Origin of the sequence: Myxococcus sp. XM-1-1-1 (assembly GCF_020037095.1) — a bacterium.
Lineage (GTDB): Bacteria > Myxococcota > Myxococcia > Myxococcales > Myxococcaceae > Myxococcus > Myxococcus fulvus.
The window spans coordinates 146,793-170,660 of sequence record NZ_JAIQDH010000013.1; the positions used below are offsets into that span (position 1 = coordinate 146,793).

The 23,868-nt window shown below is 70.8% G+C and carries 16 protein-coding genes; 7 read left to right on the top strand and 9 right to left on the bottom strand.

Annotation, left to right across the window (positions count from 1 at the left end):
- Positions 1-164: 164 nt before the first annotated feature.
- The 3 genes from K8640_RS24430 (at position 165) to K8640_RS24440 (ending at position 4,444) form a co-directional block, all read left to right on the top strand.
- A complete protein-coding gene (locus K8640_RS24430) occupies positions 165-656 on the top strand; it encodes a hypothetical protein (protein ID WP_223749252.1) in 492 nt (163 codons plus the stop codon).
- A gap of 599 nt (positions 657-1,255) precedes the next feature.
- The gene (locus K8640_RS24435; protein WP_223749253.1) at positions 1,256-3,061 is read left to right on the top strand and encodes a serine/threonine-protein kinase; all 1,806 of its coding nucleotides are present in this window, start codon (positions 1,256-1,258) and stop codon (positions 3,059-3,061) included.
- Positions 3,062-3,139: 78 nt separating this feature from the next.
- On the top strand, positions 3,140-4,444 hold the full coding sequence (locus K8640_RS24440) for an AarF/ABC1/UbiB kinase family protein (protein ID WP_223749254.1): 1,305 nt from the start codon (positions 3,140-3,142) through the stop codon (positions 4,442-4,444).
- Between the two features lie 18 nt (positions 4,445-4,462).
- On the opposite strand, the gene K8640_RS24445 is transcribed toward K8640_RS24440, so the two are convergent.
- Both K8640_RS24445 and K8640_RS43215 read right to left on the bottom strand, forming a co-directional pair.
- Positions 4,463-4,867 carry a response regulator gene (locus K8640_RS24445; protein ID WP_046710851.1) on the bottom strand — a complete coding sequence of 135 codons (405 nt, stop codon included), beginning with the start codon at positions 4,865-4,867 and terminating at the stop codon, positions 4,463-4,465.
- 203 nt (positions 4,868-5,070) lie between these two features.
- Positions 5,071-6,252: a sensor histidine kinase gene (locus tag K8640_RS43215; protein ID WP_223749255.1), complete on the bottom strand. Its 1,182-nt coding sequence runs from the start codon at positions 6,250-6,252 to the stop codon at positions 5,071-5,073.
- A gap of 360 nt (positions 6,253-6,612) precedes the next feature.
- On the opposite strand from K8640_RS43215, the gene K8640_RS42910 reads away from it, so the two are divergent.
- Positions 6,613-7,314, top strand: coding sequence for a response regulator transcription factor (locus K8640_RS42910; RefSeq protein ID WP_267698214.1), 702 nt, complete (start codon positions 6,613-6,615; stop codon positions 7,312-7,314).
- Positions 7,315-7,502: 188 nt separating this feature from the next.
- Here K8640_RS42910 and K8640_RS24465 read toward each other — a convergent pair whose 3' ends face one another.
- The 7 genes from K8640_RS24465 to K8640_RS24495 form a co-directional block, all read right to left on the bottom strand.
- Entirely contained in the window at positions 7,503-8,525 is a 1,023-nt protein-coding gene (locus K8640_RS24465) for a methyltransferase (RefSeq protein ID WP_223749256.1), read from the bottom strand.
- Between the two features lie 17 nt (positions 8,526-8,542).
- Positions 8,543-9,442 (bottom strand): tryptophan 2,3-dioxygenase family protein, encoded by a 900-nt coding sequence (locus tag K8640_RS24470; protein ID WP_223749257.1) that lies wholly within the window; start codon positions 9,440-9,442, stop codon positions 8,543-8,545.
- A 158-nt stretch (positions 9,443-9,600) separates the two neighbouring features.
- Complete coding sequence (locus K8640_RS24475) at positions 9,601-9,993, bottom strand: response regulator (protein WP_046710855.1); 393 nt, start codon at positions 9,991-9,993, stop codon at positions 9,601-9,603.
- Positions 9,986-12,937, bottom strand: a complete 2,952-nt coding sequence (locus K8640_RS24480) for a response regulator (protein ID WP_223749258.1) — start codon at positions 12,935-12,937, stop codon at positions 9,986-9,988. Before K8640_RS24480 ends, K8640_RS24475 begins: the two co-directional genes overlap by 8 nt.
- A 3-nt stretch (positions 12,938-12,940) precedes the next feature.
- Positions 12,941-14,104, bottom strand: a complete 1,164-nt coding sequence (locus K8640_RS24485; protein ID WP_223749259.1) for an FIST signal transduction protein — start codon at positions 14,102-14,104, stop codon at positions 12,941-12,943.
- 28 nt (positions 14,105-14,132) lie between these two features.
- Positions 14,133-15,986, bottom strand: a complete 1,854-nt coding sequence (locus K8640_RS24490) for a cytochrome C (RefSeq protein ID WP_223749260.1) — start codon at positions 15,984-15,986, stop codon at positions 14,133-14,135.
- Positions 15,987-16,249: 263 nt separating this feature from the next.
- Positions 16,250-18,100 carry an ATP-binding protein gene (locus K8640_RS24495; protein WP_223749261.1) on the bottom strand — a complete coding sequence of 617 codons (1,851 nt, stop codon included), beginning with the start codon at positions 18,098-18,100 and terminating at the stop codon, positions 16,250-16,252.
- A 241-nt stretch (positions 18,101-18,341) separates the two neighbouring features.
- Here K8640_RS24495 and K8640_RS24500 point away from each other — a divergent pair, with 241 nt between their 5' ends.
- The 3 genes from K8640_RS24500 to K8640_RS24510 all read left to right on the top strand — a co-directional run bounded on the left by K8640_RS24500 (position 18,342) and on the right by K8640_RS24510 (position 23,868).
- Positions 18,342-21,398: a helicase-related protein gene (locus K8640_RS24500; protein WP_223749262.1), complete on the top strand. Its 3,057-nt coding sequence runs from the start codon at positions 18,342-18,344 to the stop codon at positions 21,396-21,398.
- Positions 21,399-21,559: 161 nt separating this feature from the next.
- The gene (locus K8640_RS24505) at positions 21,560-22,354 is read left to right on the top strand and encodes a TadE family protein (RefSeq protein ID WP_223749263.1); all 795 of its coding nucleotides are present in this window, start codon (positions 21,560-21,562) and stop codon (positions 22,352-22,354) included.
- Entirely contained in the window at positions 22,333-23,868 is a 1,536-nt protein-coding gene (locus tag K8640_RS24510; RefSeq protein ID WP_223749264.1) for a pilus assembly protein, read from the top strand. The genes K8640_RS24505 and K8640_RS24510 overlap by 22 nt, the downstream gene beginning before the upstream one ends.

Sequence of the window (23,868 nt, forward strand, 5' to 3'; positions counted from 1 at the left end):
GGGGCGTGGGTGCCGGGTCTTCTTCGCGTGGTGGAAGTGCTCGCGGGGAGCAGTCGTCTACAAGGGCTGGCTCCCTCGCTCCAGGCGTGTGGCCCGGCCATGCTCATGGCTCCGAGGTCTCGCGCGGCGCTCGACACCCGTACACCTGGAACTGGAGAACGTTCATGCGACGTCTGAACCTCATTGCGACTCCCTCTCTCGTGGTGGCCCTGTGCGCGTTGCTCGCGAGCGGATGCGGTGGCTCACCCGGGCCCGACGCGGAGCCGTCCACCGGCGCGCCCCAGTCCGGCGGCCTGGAGGGTGCGCCCGGCACCGACGAGGGCGAGGCCGCGGGAGCCGACTCCGATGATCCGTTCCACCCGCTCAACGCGGGCAAGGTCACCCTCTGCCACATCCCGCCGGGCAACCCCGACAACGCGCACTCCATCACCGTGGGCCTGGCCGCCGTGAAGGCCCACGTCAAGCACGGCGACACGCTGGGCGCCTGTGACAGCGAGCCCGACGCGGGCACCGGCGGCGAGCCCGACGCGGGCACCGGCGGCGAGCCCGATGCCGGCTCCTGCCAGCCCGTCGAGGCGCCCTGTGGCGAAGGCGCTGCCTGCTGCTCGGGCCTGGCCTGCTCGACCGACGGCTACTGCGAGCCCATCATCGGCTGATGAACAGGGCCCACCGGCCCTCCCGAAGACGACGCCTCACCCAGACCCCTCCGGCGGCGCCCCCGTGGCTCCGCCCGAGGGGTCTTCCTGTTTCCGGGGAGCCACGCCCCTCGGTTCATCCTCATCACATCTTTTGACTCAAGGAACCCGACCCCCTGCGTCTTCCCTTCAGGGGGGCGGCGAGACAGGGAAGGCGTGAAACGTGTTCCACAAAACATGGGAGTGAGACGGAGAGAAAAGGAATCCCAGAAACCCAACCGCGCATTGCGAGCCGAGCGGTAAAGTTTTCAACCGAATGGCTGTAGTTTCTGCGGAGAGAGCAGGGGAGACTTCCAGCAATGAGGGCGCGTTCCTCCCTCACTGTCCGGAACCTGAAGTCACACGACTCCTTTCGCATGAAGCGCCGGTGCCAGCGCGGTTGAATCGAGGGTGGCACACGACTCGCAACCCGTCTTCCGAATCACCCTGTCCCCGCGTCCCCCAATCGCCCCGTGTTCGTCCAGAACGTCATCTGCTCCTGCGTGCCTCCGCACTCCGACCCCAGTGAGTGTCCGACCTGGGTGCGTCCTCACCGGCACACGCCGGCGGAAGGGAACACGATGTTGTACGCGGGGACGCCGCCGCCGCCCGTCCGGGTGGAGACGCTGACGCCGGTCCCCACGCCCGTGCCGGGCTCGTTGGTGGGGCACCAGCTGGGGCACTTCAAGCTGCTGAAGGAGCTGGGCCGCGGCGGCATGGGCACGGTGATGCTGGCCGAGCACGCCCTCATCCAGAAGCGCGTGGCCATCAAGGTGCTGCACTCGCACCTGGCGCAGGACCCGGACCTGGTGGCCCGCTTCCTGTCGGAGGCGCGCACGCTGACGGTGGTGCAGCACGAGAACGTCGTCGCGCTCTACGACTTGGACACGCGCGACGGCCGTCCCTACCTGGTGATGGAGTACCTGGAGGGGCAGAGCCTGGCGGCCTTCGCCAAGGAGCCGCTGCCGCCCGCGCTGGTGGTGGACCTGCTCTCCCAGGTGTGTGACGCGCTGGGCGCGGCGCACGCGCACGGCATCGTCCACCGTGACTTGAAGCCGGCCAACGTCTTCCTGGTGCCGGGGCCGCAGGGCCGCCAGCGCGTGAAGCTCCTGGACTTCGGCATCGCCAAGCTGCTGTCGCGCCCGGCGGGCGTGCACACCACGGAGGTGGGCGTGCTGCTGGGGACGCCGGAGTTCATGGCCCCCGAACAGTGCGGCGACGAAGTGGTGGACGCGCGCACGGACCTCTACGCGGTGGGCGTGCTGGGCTACTTCCTGCTCACCGGACGCGTGCCCTTCGCGGGCCGCACCGCGGCGGAGGTGCTCATCGGCCACCTCCAGAAGCCGCCGGTGCCGCCGCACGAGGTGCGCCCGGACGTGCCCAGGACGCTGTCGCGCGTGCTCCTGCGCGCCTTGGCCAAGCGCCCCGCGGACCGCTTCGCCCAGGCCTCGGACCTGCGCGCCGCGCTCGCCACCGCGCTCGTGCCCGAGCCGGAGCCCGCGGCGCCCGGCTTCACCGCCCGGGTGCGCATGGCGGGCGCGCCGCACTCGCACGAGCTGTCGTGCGAGTGGGTGGGCCGCGCCGGCCTCTTCCTGCACACGCCCGCCGCGCCGCCGCCGCTGCTCTCCGACGTGGGGCTCCTGCTGCGGCTGCCCGGCGGCGAACTCGCCTGCACCGGCCAGGTGGTGCGCCACGTGACGGAGGAGCAGGCCAGGGCCTGGCGCATGTCGCCGGGCTTCGGCGTGCAGCTTCGCGACACGTCCCCCGCCTTCCAGGAGGCGCTCGCCCGGCTGAAGTCCGGCGTGCGCCTGGAGCCGCCCACGCCGCCGCCGTCCCCCATGCGCGAGGACGCCGAGGCGGAGCGCGTGCTCCAGGGCTTCCGCAACCGGATGTCCGGGGACCACTACGCCGTGCTGGAGGTCCCCCGGGACGCCACGCCGGAGACCCTGCGCGTGGGCGCCCAGCGCGCCCGCACGGCGCTCGAGCCCCTCAAGGCGCGCAACCTGTCCCTGGGGCAGCGCGCCCAGCTCGAGCGGGTGGGGGAGCGGGTGGCCGCGGCGCTGCATGTGCTGGGGCACGTGGAGCGCCGGGCGGAGTACGACGCGCGCCTGGGCAACGTGGAGGGCGTGGAGCGCTGCCTCGCCGCGGGCCTCACCGCCACGGCGCTGGAGAACTGCCGCCGCCGCTTCCTCGCCGAGTTCCCCGGCCGCGACGGCCGCGCCGCGGTGCAGCGGCTGTCCGGTGACGCGCTGTCCTCGGTGGGCCGGCTGCAGGAGGCGCTCGCCGCCTACGAGCAGGCGGTGCGCATGGACCCGCTGGATCTGGAAGGGCTCAAGCGCTGGCGCATGCTCCGGGCCCGGCTGCGCAACACGCCCACGCCCCGGTAGGCGGGCGGGCGGGCGCCAGGGGTGGACCGCCGTTCCTTGCGTCCCGGGGTGGGCTCCTTGTTAATCCACCCTGGACCCATGGCCTCCGACTCCGACGACTCGCTTCCACCCCAAGGGCGCTTCACCCGGCTGCGCAAGCTGGCGGGCCTCTCCATGCAGGTGGGCACCGACGTGCTCAAGAGCAGCGCGAAGCGCCTGACGGGCGGCACGCCGGAACTGCTCAGCAGGAACGCCGCGGAGAAGCTCGTCTCCACCCTGGGGGAGCTCAAGGGCGCGGCCATGAAGCTGGGCCAGGCGCTCTCCATGGACCCGGACCTGCTCACCCCCGAGGTGCGCCAGGTCCTCGCCCGCCTGCAGAACCAGGCCCCTTCCATGTCCTACGACATGGTGTCGCGCGTGGTGCGCGAGGAGCTGGGCTGTCCCCCCGAGGAGGCCTTCCGCGAGTTCAGCCGCGAGCCCCTGGCCGCCGCCTCCCTGGGCCAGGTGCACCGCGCGGTGCTCGCGGACGGGCGCCCCGTGGCGGTGAAGGTGCAGTACCCGGGCATCGCCGAGTCGCTGACGCACGACATGGAGAACCTGGGCCTCGTCGTGAAGACGATGTCCAAGGCCTCGCGGCTGATGGACGGCTCGGCGTACTTCCAGGAGTTCCGCGACGAGCTGCTGCTGGAGCTGGACTACCGGCGCGAGGCGGAGCTCGCCCGGGGCTTCGCCAGGAGCGTGGCCCGGCTGGAGGACCTCCACGTCCCCGGCGTCGTCGACAGCCACAGCGCCGGGCGCGTGCTGACCATGGAGCTGCTGGAGGGCCTGACGCTCAAGGACTGGGTGACGAAGGAGTCCTCCAACGAGGAGCGCTTCCGCGTGTCGCGCCAGCTCATCCGCGCCACGTACGGGCCCTTCTTCGGCGCGGGTGAAATCCACGCGGACCCGCACCCGGGCAACTTCATGGTGATGCCGGACGGGCGCCTGGGCCTGCTCGACTTCGGCTCCATCAAGCGCTTCAGCCCGCGCTTCGTGGACGCCAACCGGCGCATGTTCCAGCAGTCCCTGAAGCTGGAGCCCTTCGACGTGCTGCGGCTGAGCCTGGAGGTGGGCTTCACCGTGGAGCTGCCCGGCGACGAGGCCGCGGACCTCATCCGCGAGGTGCTGCACATCGCCGGCAGGCCCATGCGCACCACCCCGTACGACTACACGTCCTGCGAAATCCCCCGCGACATGCGCAACCACTTCACGCGCAACGCGGCCCGCTTCCTCAAAATCAAGCCGCCGCCGGAGGCGGTGATGTTCTTCCGCTCCACGGGGGGGCTGGCGCAGAACCTGCGGCTCATCGGCGCCCGCGGGGACTTCCGCGGCGTCTTCCTGGAGATGGCGGAGCTGCTCGGCTGAGAGGAGCCCGCGCGCGTGCTACGGCGCGGACGAGGCCGCCTGGCCGCGGCCCTTGGCGTGGATGGCGTGGAGCCTCCGCGCCAGCTCCTCGCCCTGGGTGCTCTTGGTGATGTAGCCGTCCGCGCCGGACTCCAGCGCCAGCTTGCGCAGCTGCGCCTCGTCCGACGCGGAGAAGAGCACGAAGCGCGTGCCCGCCGGGGCCTGCCCCCGCGCCAACGTCAGCACCCGGTCCCCGGTGAGGGCCGGGATGTTCACGTCCAGCAGCACCAGGTCCGGCATCGTCGTGCGCACCAGGTTGGACACGCCCAACGAGGAGCGGTGGGTGCGCACATCGAACCCGTACGCCGACAGCGAGCGCTCCGCGAGCGTGAGCTGCTCCTGGTCGTCATCCACCACCAGCACTCGGATTTTCATCTCCGACATGACTCCTCCCCCTCATGGGCGCCCGACGCCCACCGGATGTCGCCACCAGGCCGGGTGGCCTACGGATTATCACCTAGCCGAGGGCCGCCTGTCGCCCCCTTGCGCTCTCGCGAAGTCGCCCTTCGCGCCGCCGTGACAGGACGTGGTGGGTGGACCGGGTGTACCTCCACCCGCCCCGTCCACCCCGGCCGGGGCCCCGTGTCTCAGCCGGAGCGGTACTCGGAGGCCCGGCCGCCCCGGCCCGTGGCCGTCCGCCTGAGCGAGGGGAGGGTGAGGGTGAAGACGGCGCCGCCCTCCGGGCGGTTGGACGCGACCAGGGTGCCGCGTGCCCGCGCCACCACCTCGTGCGCCATGGAGAGGCCCAGGCCCGTGCCGTGCTGGCCCTTCGTGGTGAAGAAGGGCTGGAAGATGGAGAGCAGGTGCTGCTCGGGGATGCCCGTGCCCTCGTCCTCCACGGTGATGACGACCTGGCCCGCCGAGGTCTGGTGGCCGCGCACGCGCAGGGTGCCGCCCCGGGGCATGGCGTCGCGTCCGTTGCGCAGCAGGTTGAGGAACACGCAGCGCAGGTCCGCCGCGGAGCTCTCCACCAGCGGCATCCGGGGCACGTCCACGTCCAGGTGCAGGCTCAGCCCCTCGCGCGCGGCCCGCGACTCCAGCTCCCCCCGGGCTATCTCCACCGCGTCACGCACCACGTCGGCCAGCTGCACCGGCTCCACCGGAGACTCGGGCTTCTGCCGCGCGAAGTCGCGCAGCCGCGACAGCCGCGTCGTCGCGTCCGCCACGATTCGCAACAGCGTGTCCACGTGGGCCGGCGTCTCCTGCTCACCCTGCTTGCCAGGGCGGGTCTGGAGCAGCTCCAGCCGCAGCTTCATGGCCACCAGCAGGCTGCTCAAATCATGGGCGATTCCCGAGGCCTGCTCACTGAGCATGCGCAGGTGCTCGCGCTCCGCCAGGGCGCGGCGCTCCTTCTCCAGCGCCTCCTCCTGACGCGCCTGCTCGGTGATGTCCCGGGCGAGCACCAGGACGACCCTGGGCGCCAGGTCCGCGCGGACATGCCGGACGCCCACCTCCAATTGCTGATGCCCCCCCGCGTAGGTGTAGCGCGAGATGCGGGCCGGCTCCTCCGGCGTCGAGTCCAGCGCCCGCACCTCCGCGGCCACGACGCTGCGCAGCGTCAGCAGGGCGGGCCCCTCCTCCTGTCCGCGCTCTGTCAAACGCCGCCACGGACCCCGGGCCAGTGTGAGGGATTGCCAGCGCAGGTTGACATACAGCGCCGCATCCCCTCGGAGCAGGGCCACCGCGCCGGCAATGCCTTCCAGGGCCGGCGAGTGTCGGGAGGGCGTCAGGGGCTCGTCCTCGAAGTCGGGCCCGTGTGTCTTGTTCACCTTTTCGAGGAGGGCCGCCAGCTCATGCTCGGTCGACGACGCGGGTGACATGCGTTGAGCTGTAACCCAGGGCGCGGCACGCGGCAAGGGAGGGTCCCCCGCCCTCACGGAGCCCCAGCCCGCACGGGTATGTCTGATGTGGACTGTACTGCCATTCCCCCGTGCGCCGACTGCGAAAGACTGACATACGGATGGGTGCCCGACATGGACAGCATCCCTGGATGGAGGCTCCGCACGCCAGTGAATGGCTTACCTTGAACAGTCCCTGAACAACTTTTGAACATCGCCTGATGAACAAGGTCGCGGAAGGGCTCTCGTCGGAAGTGAATCCCGAGGGCTCTCATCGCATCTGGAGTGATGATGACGACAGACATTTCCAATGAGAGAATCCGGGTGGCGCTCCTGGAGGACCAGCAGGTCTTCAGGGAGAGTCTGGTATTGGTCCTCGAGAGTGCGGGCATGGACGTGGTGGCGCGCTGCTCCCAGACGCCGCCCTTCCTGGCGCGGGTGCGTGAGCAGATGCCGCACGTGGCGGTGTTGGACCTGAAGCTGGAGCCGCCGGACCAGGATGGGACGGCGACGGGGATGACGGCGCTGCAGTGCCTGCATGACTTCTATCCGTCGGTGAGGTCGCTGGTGTTGTCGAGCCACCACGAGCCGGAGGTGGTGGAGCAGTGCCTGCAGGCGGGCGCCGCGGGCTACCTGTGGAAGCACAACGTGGGCTGCGCGGAGGTGGTGGAGGCGGTGACGCGCGTGGCGCGCGGGGAGCGGCTGATGCCGCCCGGGCTGTCGTGGGTGCCGTCGCTGCCGGGCTTCATGCTGCAGCACGAGGTGCCGACGGGCGGCGCGGAGCTGGGGCTGCTCACGCCGCGCGAGCGCGAGGTGCTGGGGTATGTGGCCGCGGGCGCGGACAACCTCAAGATTGCCGCGTGCCTGAGCATCACCGAGCGCACGGTGAAGGCGCACATCACCAGCATCTACAAGAAGATTGGCTCGGAGAACCGCACGCAGCTGGCGGTGCTCGCGCTGCAACTGGGCGTTCAGCGCCCGGCAGGCATCTGAGACCGCGGTGCGCCAGCACTTGCAGGCAATGGGCGCGGGCGCGGGCGCATGAGAGGGTGGGTGGACCCGTGGCGCTCCACTCCCGAAAACCCCCGCGCGCGGGTCTTCGCGTCACCGTCCCCGGCGGGCCAGGGCAGCTCCGAACGCAGCGGCTGCCCTGGCCCGTTCACTGTCGACGCCGCACGGCGTCAGGGCTTCTGGGCCGTCACCAGCTCGAAGGGGCCGCCGGGCAGCACGCGCACGTGGTGGAAGCCCGCCTGCGTGAGCATCCGCTCGTAGAGCTCAACCTCGCGCAGCCGGCTGACGCACGAGTCCACGCCGATGAGGAAGTAGGTCCAGAAGAACTGCGCGGCCAGGCGCTCCGGGGTGCGGAACTCCTCGCAGATGATGACGCGCCCGCCCGGGGGCAGCGCCGCCCACGCCGCCTGCAAGAGCGCCTGCGCCGTCTGCGGCGCCCAGTCGTGCAGCACGCGCACGAAGCTCATCACGTCGTAGCCCTCGGGCAGCGGCTCCTTCAGGAAGTCCCCGGCCACGAATCCCAGGCGCGAGGCGGACAGGCCGAAGCGCTCGCGCGTGCGCTCCACCAGCGCGAGCGTCGCCGGCAGGTTGAAGACATCCACCTTCAAGCCCGGGTGCTCTCGCGACAGGTGCGCCGCGAGGCTGCCGTCGCCGCCGCCCACGTCGAGCACGCGCTGGCCGTCCCTCCACAGCGCGGGCGCGTGCAGGCGCAGCGCCTCGAGGATGGGCGGCAGCCCCGCCGCCATGCTCGTCTCGAAGCCCTCCAGCTGTTCGGGGGTGCGCAGGGGCCAGTCGAAGTCCGCGGGGGCGATGGAGTGGTGCCCGCGCAGCACCTCCGGCAGCCGGCCGTGCAGGGTGCGCCAGGCGAACTTCTCGCGGTCCGTCTCCCGGCCGTCGGGCCCCAGCACCGCGAGGGCCGCGTCGCGCAGGCCCTCCACCGCGTGGTAGCGCGCGGACGCGAGCGCGTCCGTGTCCTGCTCGCGCGTCACCAGGCCCAGGCTCTCCAGACAGTCGAGCAGCTTGTAGAGCCGGCCCGGCACCAGGCCATGCCTCGCGGCCAGCTGGGCCAGGGTGATGGGCTCGGGGCCCTCCAGCGACTCGAGCAGCCCCAGCTCCAGCGACGCCGTCAGCACGTCCACCGCCTTGGCGCCGTTGTAGAGCAGGTGCAGCAGCGCGCGAGGCGAGCGCTCCACTCCGCCCGCCCTCGACGTCACGACTCGCCCCGGGTGGGCGTGAAGCCCGCGTGCGCCACCGGGCACCCGCCGCCCGTCCTGGCGGGCGCCGCGTAGGCCGCCGCGCTCATCGCGCCCTCCATGCAGCCGTCACGGCGCGCGCCCGGGGAATGGCCTCCCTCCCGGCGCCAGCCGGCCGTCAGCTCCACGCGCACGTCCCAGAGCTGACGGAACAGGGGCAGCGTCATCCGCCCCGCGAGCACCTGCGTGGGCAGCCCGTCCAGCGCCTTCACCGAGCGGTCCACGCCGATGGTGCGCCGCACCAGCTGGAAGTGTCGGTACAGCCAGCCCTGGAAGGCCTCGTCCACGTCCACGAACTGCTCGCACAGCCGCTTCAGGTCGTCCGGCCCGCCGCCCGAGTACACCTCCAGGAGCGTGCGCGAGCGCCGCGCGAGCAGCCGCTCCAGCGCGGCCTCCAGTCCCTCCGACGCCTTGCGCAGCATGTTGTAGCCCGGCGACTCCTGGCCGCTGCCGTTGCCCAGGCTGCGGCGGATGACCTGATAGGTGTCCGGCGTCATCGTCTCCATCACCCCCAGCTCCGCCTCCAGGCTCCGGAGGATTCGCACCAGCCGCTCCAGTCTGGCGGACGCGGCCCACAGGGCGTCCCGGTCCAGCTCCGCCACCACCTCCACCGCCTCGCGCGAGCCCAGCTTCAGCCACAGCTCCTGCGCCTGGTGCACCACCTGGAACATCAGCTCGTCGTGCGAGACGCGCTCCTCCTCCGACGCCTGCAGCGACAACAGCTGCTGCGTCTTCAGATAGACCTCGTAGTCCAGCTCCCCCTTCCCCACCCACTTCTTCAACAGGGGGTTGAACAGCGGTGCATCCAGTTCTTGCCGTAACTTTTCCGCAGGACTGTAATCATTGAACGTGTGCATGGACCCCTCCGGAGGGGAGAAATGGGCATTCAGGGGCGGAGAGCGAAGCAGACGTGCCCGACGGTGACGGCCAGAGGCTCGCGACGACGACGGTGCTGCTGCTGCAGGTGGAAGCCGCGCCAAGGCCCTTTCGGGCACGAGGCGCGGCGGTGAGGGCTTCAGGGTGAAGGCGGGCGCGGCTTGAGGCGGAAGGTGCGCAGCCGGTTGGCCAGCTCCTCCCCCTGGACGCTCTTGGAGATGTAGCCGTCCGCGCCGGACGCCAGCGCGAGCGAGCGCAGCTTCGACTCGTCGGAGGCCGAATAGAGGATGAACTTCGTCTTGGCGGACGCGTACTGGCGCGCCAGGTTGACGACCTTGTCGCCCTTGAGGGCGGGGAAGTTCACGTCGATGAGCACGAAGTCCGGCTCCGACTGGCTCACCAGGTTGGACACACCCAACGCCGAGGTGTGCGTGAGCACCTCGAAGCCATACGCGCTCAGCGAGCGCTGCACGAGGTCGAGCAGGTCCGGGTCATCGTCCACCACCAGGACGCGTGCTTTTTCTTCAGCCATGGCTTCTCCCTAGATGCTTGCGGATCATCTCGAGCAACTGGTCACGATCAAGGGGCTTGGTGAGGTACGCGGTGCAACCGGCCGCGTGCGCCTTGTCCTGATATTCACGCCCCGCGTGAGCCGTCACCGCGATGACGGGCACGTTGGCCACGGAGGGTACCGCACGCAAGCGACGTGTTGCCTCCCAACCATCCAACCGCGGTAGGGACAGGTCCATCAGGATGAGGTCCGGATTGTCGCGCGTGGCGCGCTCCAGGCCGTGCTCTCCGTCCTCCGCTTCGATGACTTCGAACAGTCCGCCCAGGTAGCGCCGGACGATGTCCCGATTCTGGGCACTGTCCTCCACGTACAGGATGCGCGGCAGCCGCCCCGCGGACGCGGCGCGCTGGGAGAGCAGCAGGCCCTTGGCCTGGGCGATGACGTCCTCGAGCGCGTGGCCGCCCTTCTTCACGAAGCCGGCGAAGCCGTCGCGCAAGAGCGCCTCCTCCTCGTGGGTGAGCGACTTGCCGGTGAGCACCACCACGGGCACCTGGAGCTTCTCGGCGCGCAGGCGCCGCAGCACCTCGAAGCCGTCCAGGTTGGGCATCATCAAATCCAACACGACGAGCGATGGCGGGGACACGCGCGCCTTGAGCAGCGCGTCCTCGCCGCTCCGGGCCTCGGCGGTGCTGAAGCCCGCGCGGCGCAGGTTGCGGCTGACCAGCTCGCGCGTGGCGGAGTCGTCGTCCACCACCAGCACTTCGCCCACCCCGGCGGACGAGCCCAGCGACTGGGCCAGGCTGCGCTGCACCACCTCCACCAGCCGCTCGGGCTCCACGGGTTTGACCAGGTACTCGCACGCGCCCAGCGAGAAGCCGCGCGAGCGCTGCTCCTCCACGGAGATGAGGATGACGGGGATGCCCGCGAGCGCCGGCTCGCTCTTGAGCTGGCTGAGCACGCTCCACCCGTCCAGCTTGGGCAGGTGGATGTCCAGCAGGATGGCCTGGGGCTTGAGCTCCCGCGCCCGCTTGAGCGCGATGATGCCGTCCTCGGCCACCACCACCTTGAAGCCCACGGGCTCCAGCTGGCCCGTCACCAGCTGCTGGATGAGCGGATCATCATCCACCACCAGCACGGTGCTGCCCGGCTGCGCGAGCGCGCCCACGTGGCTGGCCACCTCCGCCACGGGCACGCCGCGCTCGGCGTGCTGTGAGGCCTGCGCGCCCGTCGGCGCCGCGTCCGGGGTGTTGGGCAGGCGCACCGTGAAGGTGGTGCCGCGGCCCAGCGTGGACGTCACGGAGACGGTGCCGCCCAGCACGCGCGACAGCTCGCGCACGATGGCGAGCCCCAGGCCCGTGCCGCCCACCTTGCGCGTGGTGGAGCCGTCCACCTGGCGGAACTTCTCGAAGATGAAGGGGAGCTGGTCGGCGGGGATGCCCACGCCGGTGTCCTCGACAATCATCACCACCTCGTCCCCGTTGGGGACCAGGCTCAGCGCCACCTCGCCCGTCTCGGTGAACTTGGCGGCGTTGCTCAACAGGTTGAGCATGATCTGCCGCAGCTTCAGCGCGTCGGTGCGCAGGGTCTCGACCGCCGCGTCCACGTGCACCGTGAGGGCCACGTCCTTGCCCTTGAGGTACTCCTTCACGGTGGCCATGCACTCCTCGGCCAGCTCGCGCACGTCCACGGGCTCGGTGACGACGTCCACCTTGCCCGACTCGATCTTGGACAGGTCCAGGATGTCGTTGATGAGCGCCAAGAGCGTCTTGGCGTTCGTCTTGACGACGTTGAGGTCGCGCCGGCCGTGGGCCGTCAGCCGCGAGCCCTCCTCGCGCATGAGCAGGTCGCAGTAGCCGATGATGCCGTTGAGCGGCGTGCGGATTTCATGGCTGAAGTTGGCCAGGAACTCGCTCTTGAGGCGGGCGGCGGCCTCGGCCTCGCGGGCGCGCTCCTCCTCGTTGCGCTTGGCCACCGCCAGCTCCTGGGCCAGCCGGTCCAGGTCCTCGTTCTGCTGGCGGATGATCTCCATCTGCAGCGCGCGCTGCTGATAGGACGCCAGCGAGCGGGCGGACACCGCGCGCGTGCGCTTGATCTCCTCCAGGCTCGCGGCCAGCTGCTTGTTGGCCGCCTCCAGCTCCGCCTTGGAGGCGCGCAGCATCTCCTCGTTCTGCTTGCGCTCGGTGATGTCCTCGGTGACGCCCAGCACGTAGCGGGCCTCGCCGGAGGCGTCGAGCAGCGGCAGCTTGCGCGTGGCGAAGATGCGGTCCACGCCGCCGGCGCGCGCCACCTCCTCGAACGAGCGCATCTTCTTGGACGCGAGGATGTCCGAGTCGATGGCGATGAACGAGTCGGCCTGCTCCTTCGGGAAGTAGTCGTGGTCCAGCTTGCCGAGCAGCCACTCCTTGGTGACGCCGAACGCGTCCGCGAACGTCTTGTTCGCCACCACCAGCCGCCGCGTCGCCGCGTCCTTCACGAAGAGGACGAAGGGCAGGGCGTCGATGATGTTGCCCAATATCCAGTTGGCGTGATGCAGCTGCTCCTGGGTGGCGTCATGGCGCAGCCGGTCCCCGGCCAGGGGCAGCTCGCGCCGCAGCACGTGCCCCAGCCGGTTGAAGCGGTCCTCGCTGACGTAGTCGCGAGCGCCCGCGCGGGTGCTCGCCTCCAACAGCTCGTCGCTCCACTCGCGCGACAGGACGACGAACGGCAGCTCACGCGAGTGCTTGCGCCACAGGGCTTGCGCCTCGGCGAAGCCCAGGCCGGGCAGCTCCGAGCCGCACACGACGAGCGACCAGGGGCGGGCGAGCGCGGCCTCCAGGGCGGGGGCGCTGGTGGCGCGCTCGACGTGGGCGATGACACCCGCGTGCCCGAGCGCCTCTTCCACGCGCTGACACTCGCGCTCACTGGCGACGAGCAGCAGGGACGTGGCGTCCGCCACGGGGACGGAAGGGGGGAGGGAGGTGGCCATGACTCAGTTCGCCCCGAACACCAGCGCGGTCAACGTGGTGTTGATGTGGAACCCTGAATAGATTTCGAAGTGCACGTTCATCCCAGCGGCGGTGGGTGCGGCCTTCAGGGTCTCCGCGAGCTGGGCCACGCTGTTGGTCGCATGCGCGTACCACATGCGCCCGCCGCAGTGGAACAGGAGAGCGGCCTGGGGGTTCTGCACCCGGCGGGGCATCTCGTCGGTGAAGAAGCCGCGCGTCATGCCCGCCATGTCCCCCAGCTTCATCAGCTCCAGCTCCGTGCCCTCCTCCAGCAGGTTGGCGAAGAGGATGGAGCCGTCCTCCTGGGGCCGCCACGCGGCGCGGATGAAGTACTCGCGGCCCACGCGCAGCGCGGTGGGGCGCACCGCGAAGCCCTCGGGCGTGCCGAACTCCAAATCCTTCACGTCCTTGACGCCCAGGATTTCAGCGTAGCGCCGGGCGGCCGGGTGCCCGTCGATTTCCAGCGCGCGGGTGTGGCTCTCGTCCACCTTGGTGATGGTGAGCTTCTCCCCGGTGGGCACGTACCAGTGCGAGCGCAGGGCCGCCCAGGGCGCGCTGGTGCGGAACAGCGCCACCAGCACCGCGTCGGTGGCCACCTCGCCGTCCACGTGCACCAGCGCGGACTGCTTGGCCGGGTCGCGGTTGTCGTCGCTGGCCCCGCCGCCCACCAGCACCAGCGTCTGGCTGCGCTCCAGGATGCCCAGCAGCAGCTCTTCTTTCTTGTAACGAAAGCCGTCGTCGATGACGAGGCCCACGTACCGCCTGGGGTCCAGGTCCTGCTGGCGCACGCCCAAATCCTCGCACGCGCGCTTGATGGCGTTCTGCCCGGCGGTGATGGCGTCCACCGACAGCTGCGTGCCCAGCCCCAGGCCCACCTCCACGTCGCCGGAGAGCGCGGACAGCACCACGCTGCCCTCGTGGATGCCGGTGTTGTCCAGCTCGCCCGCCGTCGTCGCGCCGATGAGGCGCGTGCCCGGGGGGAGCCGCTCGCGCACCGCGCGGTTCAACGCATGCTGGTCCCGGTTGCGCGAGGCGAACATCGTCACCAGCACGGGCTTGACGTTGCCCAGCTGGCTCAAGAGGTCCTCCGCGGCCGCGGCCGGCTCCGTCAGCGTGGTTCGAGCCGTCTGCATCTTCACTTGGGCCATGGAGGACCTCCGAGGTGTCTGGCGGCGGCTACAGGCCGCTGCGCGGGTGCTGGGTATGACAGGCGCCGGTGCACTGCTGGAAGGACTCGGGTCCTCCGCCGACGTACATGCTTTCAATCTTCCCGAACTGGGCCTCGTGGCTCTTCGGGTAGCTCTTGTGGCACGACAGGCACGCGGCCTTGCTCGTGCGCTGGATGCTCTCCTTCGTCAGGTGGCAGGAGGAGCACTGCTCCAGCGGCTTGTCGAAGCGGTTGGAGCGCGAGTGGATGAAGTGCGTGCGCACGAAGATGGGCCCCTCCAGCTCGAAGCCCAGGGGCGCGTGGCAGCCCGAGCACGCGGCGCGGTTGTCGTTGCCGTGGAGCACCTGGGAGAGCTCTCCGCCCTCGCTGTGGCAGCTGTTGCACGGGCCGGTGGTGAGCCTCGCCTCGGTGCGGCGCGGGGTGCCCACCTGGATTTCAATCGTCCGCGAGCCGGGCAGGTCCTCGCCCAGGTACACGCGGCGGCCCTTCACCGTCACCAGGTAGGTGCCGGGCGTGGCGTCGGCGGGAATCTTGTACTGCCACTTGTCCGTGTTGGGCCGGTCCCACAGGCCCTCCTCCGGGAAGAAGGCGCCGCGGAAGACGATGTTGGCGAACGGGAGGATGGCGAACTGCGAGTACACGCCGTCGCGCGCCTCGGTGGCGACCACCTGCTCGTCCACCTCCGGGTCCAGGAAGGCCTCCAGCGCGATGACGCTGCGGATGGGCTGGATGTTCTGCGCGGGCCCGATGATTTGGGACATCAACATCCGCTCCCGGTGCTTGCGCCGGTAGTACGTCGTCGTCGCATCGAAGAAGGCCCGATAGTACTGGATGCCCGCCGCGTTTCCGTCCGGCGCGACCTCATTGTAGGACGGCAGACTGCCTTCGGGGTGCAGTCTGTTGCCCGCCCCGTCCTTCAGGGCGACCTGGAAGGTGATTTCGGACCCTGGGGCATACGTGCCATCGCGGCGCGGCGGGGTGAGCGCCTTCACGTCGATGCCGAAGCCATAGGCGTAGTCGGCGTCGCGCACCTGCTCCACGGGGATGATGTAGGGCGTGAAGGGGCGCAGGCTCCAGCGCAGCCGCAGCGCGGTGGTGGTGGTGGTGAGCGTGAAGGCCTTCGCCTTGGCGTGCTCGTACGCGTTGCGCACCTCCACCAGCGCCTCCTCCTCGAACTTCCGGGCGCCCGTGCAGTTGGTGGGGGACTGGCAGTCGGTGATGGACTGGATGGCGCGCAGCCGGCGGATGAAGAAGTCGTCGGTGCGCTCGCGTCGCGAGTCCTCCGAGCCGATGTTGAGCACCACGGGCAGGCCCGTGAGCCGGCCGCGCGAGTCCACGGGCTCCACCGTGAAGATGCTGGGCACGTCCATCCACGCCGCGCCCCGGTAGAAGCGCCGGCGGGTGAAGGCACCCGGGCTGCCCAGCAGCACCGGCTCCTCGTCCACGGCCTTGAGGCCCGACCAGCCCAGCCCCGCGAAGTCGCTCTGCGTCTTCAGCGCGGCGAGCCCCGTGTCGCGGTTGGACAGCACCGAGGCGCGCAGGTCGATCTGGTTGATGTAGAAGCTCGAGCCCGCGCGCACGCGCAAGAGCTGCCCCTTGCCGTTGTCCACCTCGAGCGCCAGCCCCACCGGCTTGGGCGCAGGCGGCCACGGCCAGCCGAACAGCTCCTGGGACTCCGACGCGGTCTCTCCGGCCTCCGGCGCCAGCGCCGCCTCGTCCAGTGACGCGTCTTCCGGTCCGCCGCAGGCCACCAGCAACCCCGTCACCAGGGCCCACGCCAACGTCTGGCGGGCCGTGGGGTAACCGAGCGAGCGGTGCGTACACGCTTCGCGCTGGGACCAGGGTGCTCCAAGTCCACCCATGGGTGACTCTCCTCGTACATGTGGTTGAGGGCACCACCATTGGCACCCCGGCCAGCGGACCCTGTAGCCCTTCGCCCGCAGGGGGCGAGGGGGGCCGGATCTCTCCCGTTTCCGGGTTTCCCCGGTTCGAGCCTTTTTAGCCGTACGAAGAATATCTGGACTGAACAGACGCCTTCAACTTCTGGGAAAATAATCCGCCCTCTTTAAATCCCGGAAGCCTCCAACTGTTCGGATTTCCTCAATACGCTGCGGGCTGAACCGACTCAAGCGGTCGCTTGCAGGGGGATGTGAGCCCTGCCCTGCAGGGCACGGGGAAGTTCAACAGTGAATTCCGCGCCTTCCCCGATTCGGCTCCGGACGTGGATGGAGCCGCCGTGGGCCTGGACCAGCTGTTGGACGATGTAGAGGCCCAGGCCGGTGCCGGGGTGGCGGCGGCCGTCGCCGTGGACGCGCTCGAAGCGGTGGAACAGGCGCTGCTGGTCGCCGGGGGCGATGCCCAGGCCCGCGTCCTTCACGGTGACGCGCGCGTGGGAGGCGTCGGCGTGGACACTGATTTCCACGGGGTGGCCGTGGCCGAACTTGAGGGCGTTGTTGATCAGGTTGGTGAGGACGCGGTCCAGGCGCAGCCGGTCCCACGAGCCGGTGGTGTCCTGCTCCTGGACGCGCACGGTGAGCGCGCAGCCGGCGGCGGCGGCCTGCTCCGCGTGGCGCTCGGCCACCTCCCTGGTCAGCGCGGCCAGGTCCATCTGCTCGCGGTCCAGCGTCATGGGGCCCGCGGACAGGCTCGACAGGTCCAGCAGGTTGTGGAGCAGCCGGCCCATGCGCCGGGCCTCGCCCTCCACGCCCACCAGGCCCTCGCGCAGCCGGGGCTCGTGCGCGTTCACCTCCAGCAGGCGAAGGCGCCTGAGGCGCAGCTGGAGCGAGGACAGCGGGTTGCCCAGGTCATGCGCGGCCACGCCGATGAGTTCGAGCGCGCCCTGCGCCTCGGTGAGCAGGCGCGCGTTGTCCAGCGCGAGCGCGGCCCGGGCGGCCAGCTCCTCCATGAAGGCGCGGTCCACCTCGCCGTAGCGCCGCGCGCCGGTGGACAGCAGGCACAGCGCGCCCAGCACGCGCGAGCCCACCGCCAGCGGCACGGTGAGCGAGGAGGTGACGCCCAGCACGCGCAAGAGCTCGCCGTGGGCGCTGCCCTCGAGCGCCACGGGCAGGTGCTCCGCTTCCACCTCCGAGAGGAGTTCCGCGCGGCCGGTGCACACCACGTGACAGGGGCCCACCTCGTCCGCGTCGGGGCAGCGCAAGAGCGGCTCCCACAGGCGGCTGGCGGCCTGGTCGTCCGCGCACGCCACGGCCTGGGGCCGCACGCGGCCGTCGGCGGAGGGGAGGAAGAGGATGCACGCGTCGGCGACCTCGGGCACGCACAGGCGCGTGAGGGCCTCGCCCACCTCGCGCGCGCCGGACAAGGGCTGCAGCACGCGGCCCGCCTCGGCGAAGAGCGCCTGGGCCCGCTCCATGCGGCGCCGCTCGGTGATGTCGCGCGTCACCTCCGCGAAGCCGCACAGCCGCCCGCGCGAGTCCGACAGCGCGGTGAGCAGCGTCTCCGCCCAGAAGCGCGTGCCGTCGCGCCGCACGCGCCAGCCCTCGGACAACAGGCGCCCCTCGCGTCGGGCGCGCTCCAGCTGGGCGCGAGGCAGGCCCGCGGCCACGGCGTCCTCGGGGTGCAGCCGCTCCAAGGCACAGCCCGCCACGTCCTCGGCGGCCCAGCCCGTCAGCCGCTGCGCGCCGGCGTTCCAGGCCGTCACCCGGCCGCGCGAATCCAGGAAGCACAAGGCGTAGTCCGTCACCGCCTCCATGAGCAGGCCCAGGCGCTGCTCGCTGTGCTCGTGGCGCGCGTGCAGCGGCGCCAGCAGGTGGCTCAGCACCAGCCCCAGCGCGCCCACGCCGGCCAGCCCCACGAAGCCCGCGAGCAGTGCCTGTCTCAAGGCCAGGCGCGAGACCTCCTCATGGGTGAACAGTCCGTGCACGACGGACAGGAGCGTCGCGAACAACAACAGGCCGGCGAGCATGCAGGCGGACACCCCCGCACCCACCCGCTGGGCGAACGTCCAACGTCGCATCATGTGAGGCTCCCCCCGCTCCTGGCGAAAGCCCGCAACCGGCCCGCATCAGGAAGGTGATGGACAGCATCCCCGATGCGAGGACAGCGGAAAATTGCCCGGTTGGACAAAGTCTGAGTCACCCCAGGGAGGTTGCTGACACTCCCTGGGTGGAAGGACTCCCCATCTGGAATGGCCATCGCCAGGGCGCGGGGTTATGAGGCGTGCCCCCCCCTCATTCGTCTCGCGTCTGTCCACACCGCCTATGTCTCTCGTCGAAGGTCTGAAGGTCCGCTATCTCCCCCAGCCCGAATGGGGTGTGGGTCACCTGCTGTCCCTCCAGGAGGACGGAGCCAAGGCGCTCGTCGTCTTCCCCGCACGGGAGGACGCCCCGGTGCTGGTGTCCACCAAGGGCGGCGCCCTGGTGTCCTACCCGCTGCCTCCGGGAGAGCCGGTGGTGACGTACAAGGGGCGGCTGGCCCTGGTGGTGGCCGAGGAGCCGGGAGCGCGGGGCCTGCGGCGCTACGTGCTGAGGTACGCGGACACGGGCGAGGAGGACGAGCTGCCGGAGTCCGAGGTGCGCGCGCTGCCGCCGCGCTCGGACCTGTTGTCGACACTTCGCGAGGGTCGGGTGGGGGACGCGCGCGCCTTCACGCTGCGCAAGCAGGCGCTGGTGCTGGACGACGAGCGGCGGTGTGACGCGCTGGGCGCGCTGCTCGCCAGCCGCGTCATGGTGAAACCCCACCAGGTGGGCGTGGTGCAGCGGGTGTTGTCCGCCCGGCGTCCGCGCTTCGTGCTCGCCGACGAGGTGGGCCTGGGCAAGACGATTGAAGCGGGCATGGTGTTCAGCGCGCTGCGGCTGTCGGGCCTGGTGCGGCGCTGTCTGGTGGTGGCCCCCAGCCACCTCACCGTGCAGTGGCTGGTGGAGCTGTTCCACAAGTTCAACCAGCTCTTCACGCTGATGGACTCGGACCGCTACGCGCAGTCCCTCAAGGAGGCCCCGGGCGTGTCGCCCTGGGCGCGCTTCCCGCTGGTGGTGACCAGCCTGGAGCTGCTGTCGCGCAGCGAGGAGCACCGCCAGGAGCTCGCGGGCGAGGACGCGTTCTGGGACCTGGTCATCATCGACGAGGCGCACCACCTGAAGGGCGAGCGCGCCTTCGAGGCCGCCTCCGTGCTGGCGAAGAACTCCTGGGGCCTCTTGCTGCTCACCGCGACGCCCATGCAACTGGACCCGGCCGAGTACCACGGGCTGCTCACGCTCATCGACGCGGCCACGGCCCCGTCCGTGAAGGGCTTCGAGGAGCGGCTCGCGCGCCAGGAGGAGCTGTCCACCGCGGTGCGCGCGCTGCGCGAGGGCGGCAAGGCCCAGGCCACGGCGGCGGTGAAGGCCCTGGCCCAGCGCTTCCCCGAGGACGCGCGGCTCAAGACGCTCAAGGAGCCCGAAGCGCTCCTGCAGCACCTGGCGGAGACGTACAGCCTCAGCGACACGCTGGTACGTAACCGCCGTGCGGTGGTGGGTGGTTTCTCCACGCGCAGGCTGCACCGGCACCCGGTGGCGCTGCCCGCCGAGGAGCTGAAGGTCCGCGACGCGGCCTTGGAGGTGCTGGCGCAGGGCACGCTGAGGGGCGCGCCCCTGGGCAACGTGCTGCGCCGGCTGGAGTCCAGCTCCGCGGCGTTCTCCGGCGCGGTGAAGTCCAACCCGGTGCTCAAGGCGAAGGCGGACGTGCTGAAGCTGCCGTCGCGCGACGCGAAGTTCAGCGCCTTCGTGGGCGTGCTGCGCGGCGTGTGGAAGGCGGAGCCCTCCGCGAAGGTGCTTGTCTTCACCGAGAGCCGCGACACGCTGGAGATGCTCCAGTCGGAGCTGTCGCGCGAGAACGTGGAGGCCTTGGGCTACCACGGAGATTTGCCGCTGGTGGAGCGGGACAGGCAGGTGGCGCGCTTCAGGGATCCGGAGGGCCCCAAGGTGCTGCTCTGCACGGAGGTGGGCGGCGAGGGCCGCAACTTCCAGTTCGCGCACCACCTGGTGCACTACGATTTGCCCTGGAGCCCGGCGACGGTGGAGCAGCGCATCGGCCGGCTGGACCGCATCGGCCAGACGCACCCGGTGGAGATCCACGTCTTCGACGTGGCGGGCACGCTGGCGTCGGACGTGCTGACGCTGCTGGCGGACGCGGTGGGCGTGTTCGGCGAGACGGTGGGCGGCCTGGACGCGGTGCTGGAGGAGGTGGAGGACCGGCTGGCGGAGCTGGCGCTGCTGCCGCGCGAGGCGCGCGTGGCCTATGCGGGCGAGCTCAAGGCCAAGGTGGAGTCGGCGCGCGAGCAGGTGAAGCGCGCGTATGATCCGCTCCTGGACGTGCGCAGCTTCGACCGCCCCGCGGTGGAGCGCCTGGTGAAGAAGGCCCAGGAGCGCATGGGCATCGAGTCCGACGAGGAAGGCGACGACGGCGAGGCGCCCGGGCTGGAGGACGGCCTGTGGGGCGTCGCGCGGGACCTGGACGAGCGGCTGGAGGAGACCGTCACGGAGCTGGCGCGCCGGGTGGGCATCGGCGTGGACACCGACGAGCAGGTGGAGGCCTTCCAGGTGGCGTTCCAGTTCGGCCACGCGCTGAAGGTGGACGGCCTGCCGGGGCTGGACGTGCTGGAGGACCGCACGCAGCTGGGCACCTTCTGGCGCGACACCGCGGTGGAGGCCGAGGAGCTGGAGTACTTCGCCACCGGCCACCCGCTGGTGGAGGCGCTGTTCGGCTTCCTGCGCGACGGTCCCTATGGTCGCAGCGCGTTCCGCTTCATCGAGAAGCGCGGGCCCCAGAAGGCGCGCGGCGTGGAGCTGCTCTACCACCTGCAGCTGCCGGAGCCGGAGGACACCTCGCCCGGCGCGCGCGTGCCCAGCCGTCAGCTGGCGCGCTTCCTGGAGCGCACCCTGGTCCACGTGGCCGTGGTGGATGGCGGCGCGTCCGGCCCCAGGGCCGACGACGCGGTGCTCCCCGCGCTGGAGGCCGAGGGCAAGACGCTCAAGGGCGACGAGGTGTCGCGCGCCTTCCCGGGCTTCGACGCCTTCCTCGACGCCGCGGTGCCCGTGGGCCAGAAGGCCGCCGAGGCCGCGCTGAAGAAGCTCACCACCGCCGCCCGCGAGGCCATCGAGGCCGAGCGCGACGCCGGCCTGGAGCGCCTGCGCCTGTCCCTGGACCACCAGGGCCTGTCGGATGACGCCCTCGCCACCCAGCTGGGCGCCGAGCATGCGCACTACGAGCGTCTGCTCCACGCACTGCGTGACGCGAAGGTGACACTCGACTCGGCTTGCGGTTTCATTCTCAACCGCTGAGACGTGCGGGGCAGGCGGGGTGTTGCGCCCGTGACGCGAGGTGTCGGATGCTCGCGCGGACAGTCCCACTGTGTCGTGGACAGTGGGGCTGGGTACCGAATTTGGCTACGGTCCAGTTGACCGATTCCTCAATCAACAAGATTCAGGGAATTGGAAGGTGTATGCTTCCCCGCGCCATTTCACCCACATCCAGGCAGTCCGGACAGGCAGCGGTGGAAGCGGCGCTGACGCTCCCGCTGGTGGTGTTCCTGGTGTTGGGGACGCTGCAGCTCTTCATGATGCTGCAGGCGCGAATCCTGGCGCAGGTGGCGGTGTACCGGGCGGTGCGGGCTGGCAGCCTCAACCACGCGGACTGCCTGCCGATGATGCACGCGGCGATGGTGACGATGCTGCCGTCGGTGGTGCGCACGGACAGCCCGCGCGCGCTGGCGGACGCGTTCCGGGTGCGGCGGGACAACGAGTACCGGGTGACCAGCTCCTACGGGAACCTGTTCCGGGGCCCCATGGTGGAGATCGTCCGCGACTCGCCGGACGTCGCGTGGGTGCAGTCGCTCGCCTTCAACGAGGACCTGCTGTTCGACCAGTCCACGGACAGCGACGCGGCGCTCGACAACCGCACGTTGGAGATCCGCATGGTGGCCTGGTACTACATGCGCATCCCCTTCGCGAACTGGGTGATGAGCCGGATGTTCCTGGCCCACTTCGGTCTGCGTCGCTACACCGCCACCAACCCGCTGATGCCGGCGCAGAAGCAGTCGGACTGGTGGAACGACGAGGCGCCGCCCCTGGGGCCGGATGACTGGCCCGGTGGCGCGCTCGACGAGCGCATGGTGGCGTGGAGCCGGCAGGGCCACTTCGTGTTCCCCATCCAGGTCCACGCGGCGATGCGGATGATGACGCCGGTGATGGCCCAGAACTTCCCGCGAGGCGCCGAATGTCCCGTCACCGGCTTCTGAGTGCTCCGCGCGGTCAGGCGCTCGTCCTCTTCGCGCTGACGCTGCTGCTGCTCGCGTTGATGGTGCTGATGACGCTGGGCTTCGGCATGCGCGCCAAGGAGCGCGTCGAAATCCAGATGGCGGCGGACGCGGCGGCCTACAGCCAGGCGGTGGCCGCGGCGCGCACGTTCAACGCCATCTCCGTGATGAACCGCGCGCAGGTGGCGCACATGGTGGCCATGGCCGGCACCCAGGCGCTCATCAGCCGCAGCAGCCAGGTGTACGCGGCCCACATGGTCTGCGCGCCCAAGTACACCGTGACGGAGTGGGAGGCGCGGGACAAGGACGCCGCCACGCAGACGAAGCTGGCCCAGGGCAAGGCGGGCAACCTGTACCGCGCGGGGCTGGAAATCTACGCGCACCTGCTCACCGAGCACATCGCCGGACAGAAGCTCGCGGTGCGCATCGCCCGGGGCGCCAACCCGGAGCTGGAGGCGACGGCGGACGGCGCGGCCAAGAGCTTCCTGGAGCTCAACGGCTCCGAGGACGTGCCTCGCCACGGGCCGCTGATGGACGCCGTGCGGCGAGGCGGCGGCGCCTGTGGCGGCGGCGCGGTGTGCCCGGTGGGCGGCGCCTCGCGCGCGCACCTGAACGCCACCATGGGCAGCCTGGGCTGGACGTGGGTGCACAACCGGCCCACCGGCAGCGCGGGGTTCGGCACGGGCGGCGCGGCGCGCTCCACGGCCTTCCGTCGCTACGGCTCCGCCGCGGAGATGGACCCTTCGACCTACAACACGGTGTCGGGGCGCAACGCCACGGGCCATGACCACGGGACGGCCATCGTCCCCACGCAGTGCGCGAGCAACGCGCCGCCCGCGCCGGTGCCGGTGACGGACGCGTGGGTGATGTCCGACGAGCAGCAGACGCCGCAGGACCAGCACGTCTACGGCCTGCGCCTGCCGCCGGGGCAGGCGCCCGAGGCGGGCGAGCCCCTCTACGAGCGGCACACGCTGGGCGCGTGCGTGACGTGCCCGGGCATCTGGCCGTTCGCCATGAGCTACAACGTGGACGAGATGTGGCGCGGGCCGAGCAACCACTACGCGCAGCCGAAGCTGTACTCGGTGCTGCATCGCGATTACGGCAGTGACGCGCGCCGCAGGAACCCGGACCCGTGGAACCTGTTCTTCCGCTTCAAGTTCTCGGAGGAGAACACGACGGAGTTCGACCTCTCGATTCCGCTGGGGCGCTCGCGTCCGACGGGGCGTGAGAGCGTGCAGCGCAACCAGGTCGCGCTGTCGGCGGGCATCGTCTACTACCACCGGCCGCGCGCGGCGGCGCAGGGGGGAGGCTGGCGCGAGCCGCCCAACTTCCTCAACCCCTTCTGGCGCGCCACGCTGGTGAGCGCCGAGGGCGCGGTGGACGACAGGCCGGCGCAGAGCCTGGAGACGGCGGGGTTCGCGGAGCACGGCCGGACGCTGCGGGAGCTGGAAGAGGCGGGTTACCGCGGCGGCAGCCGGCGGGGAGCGGGGTACTGA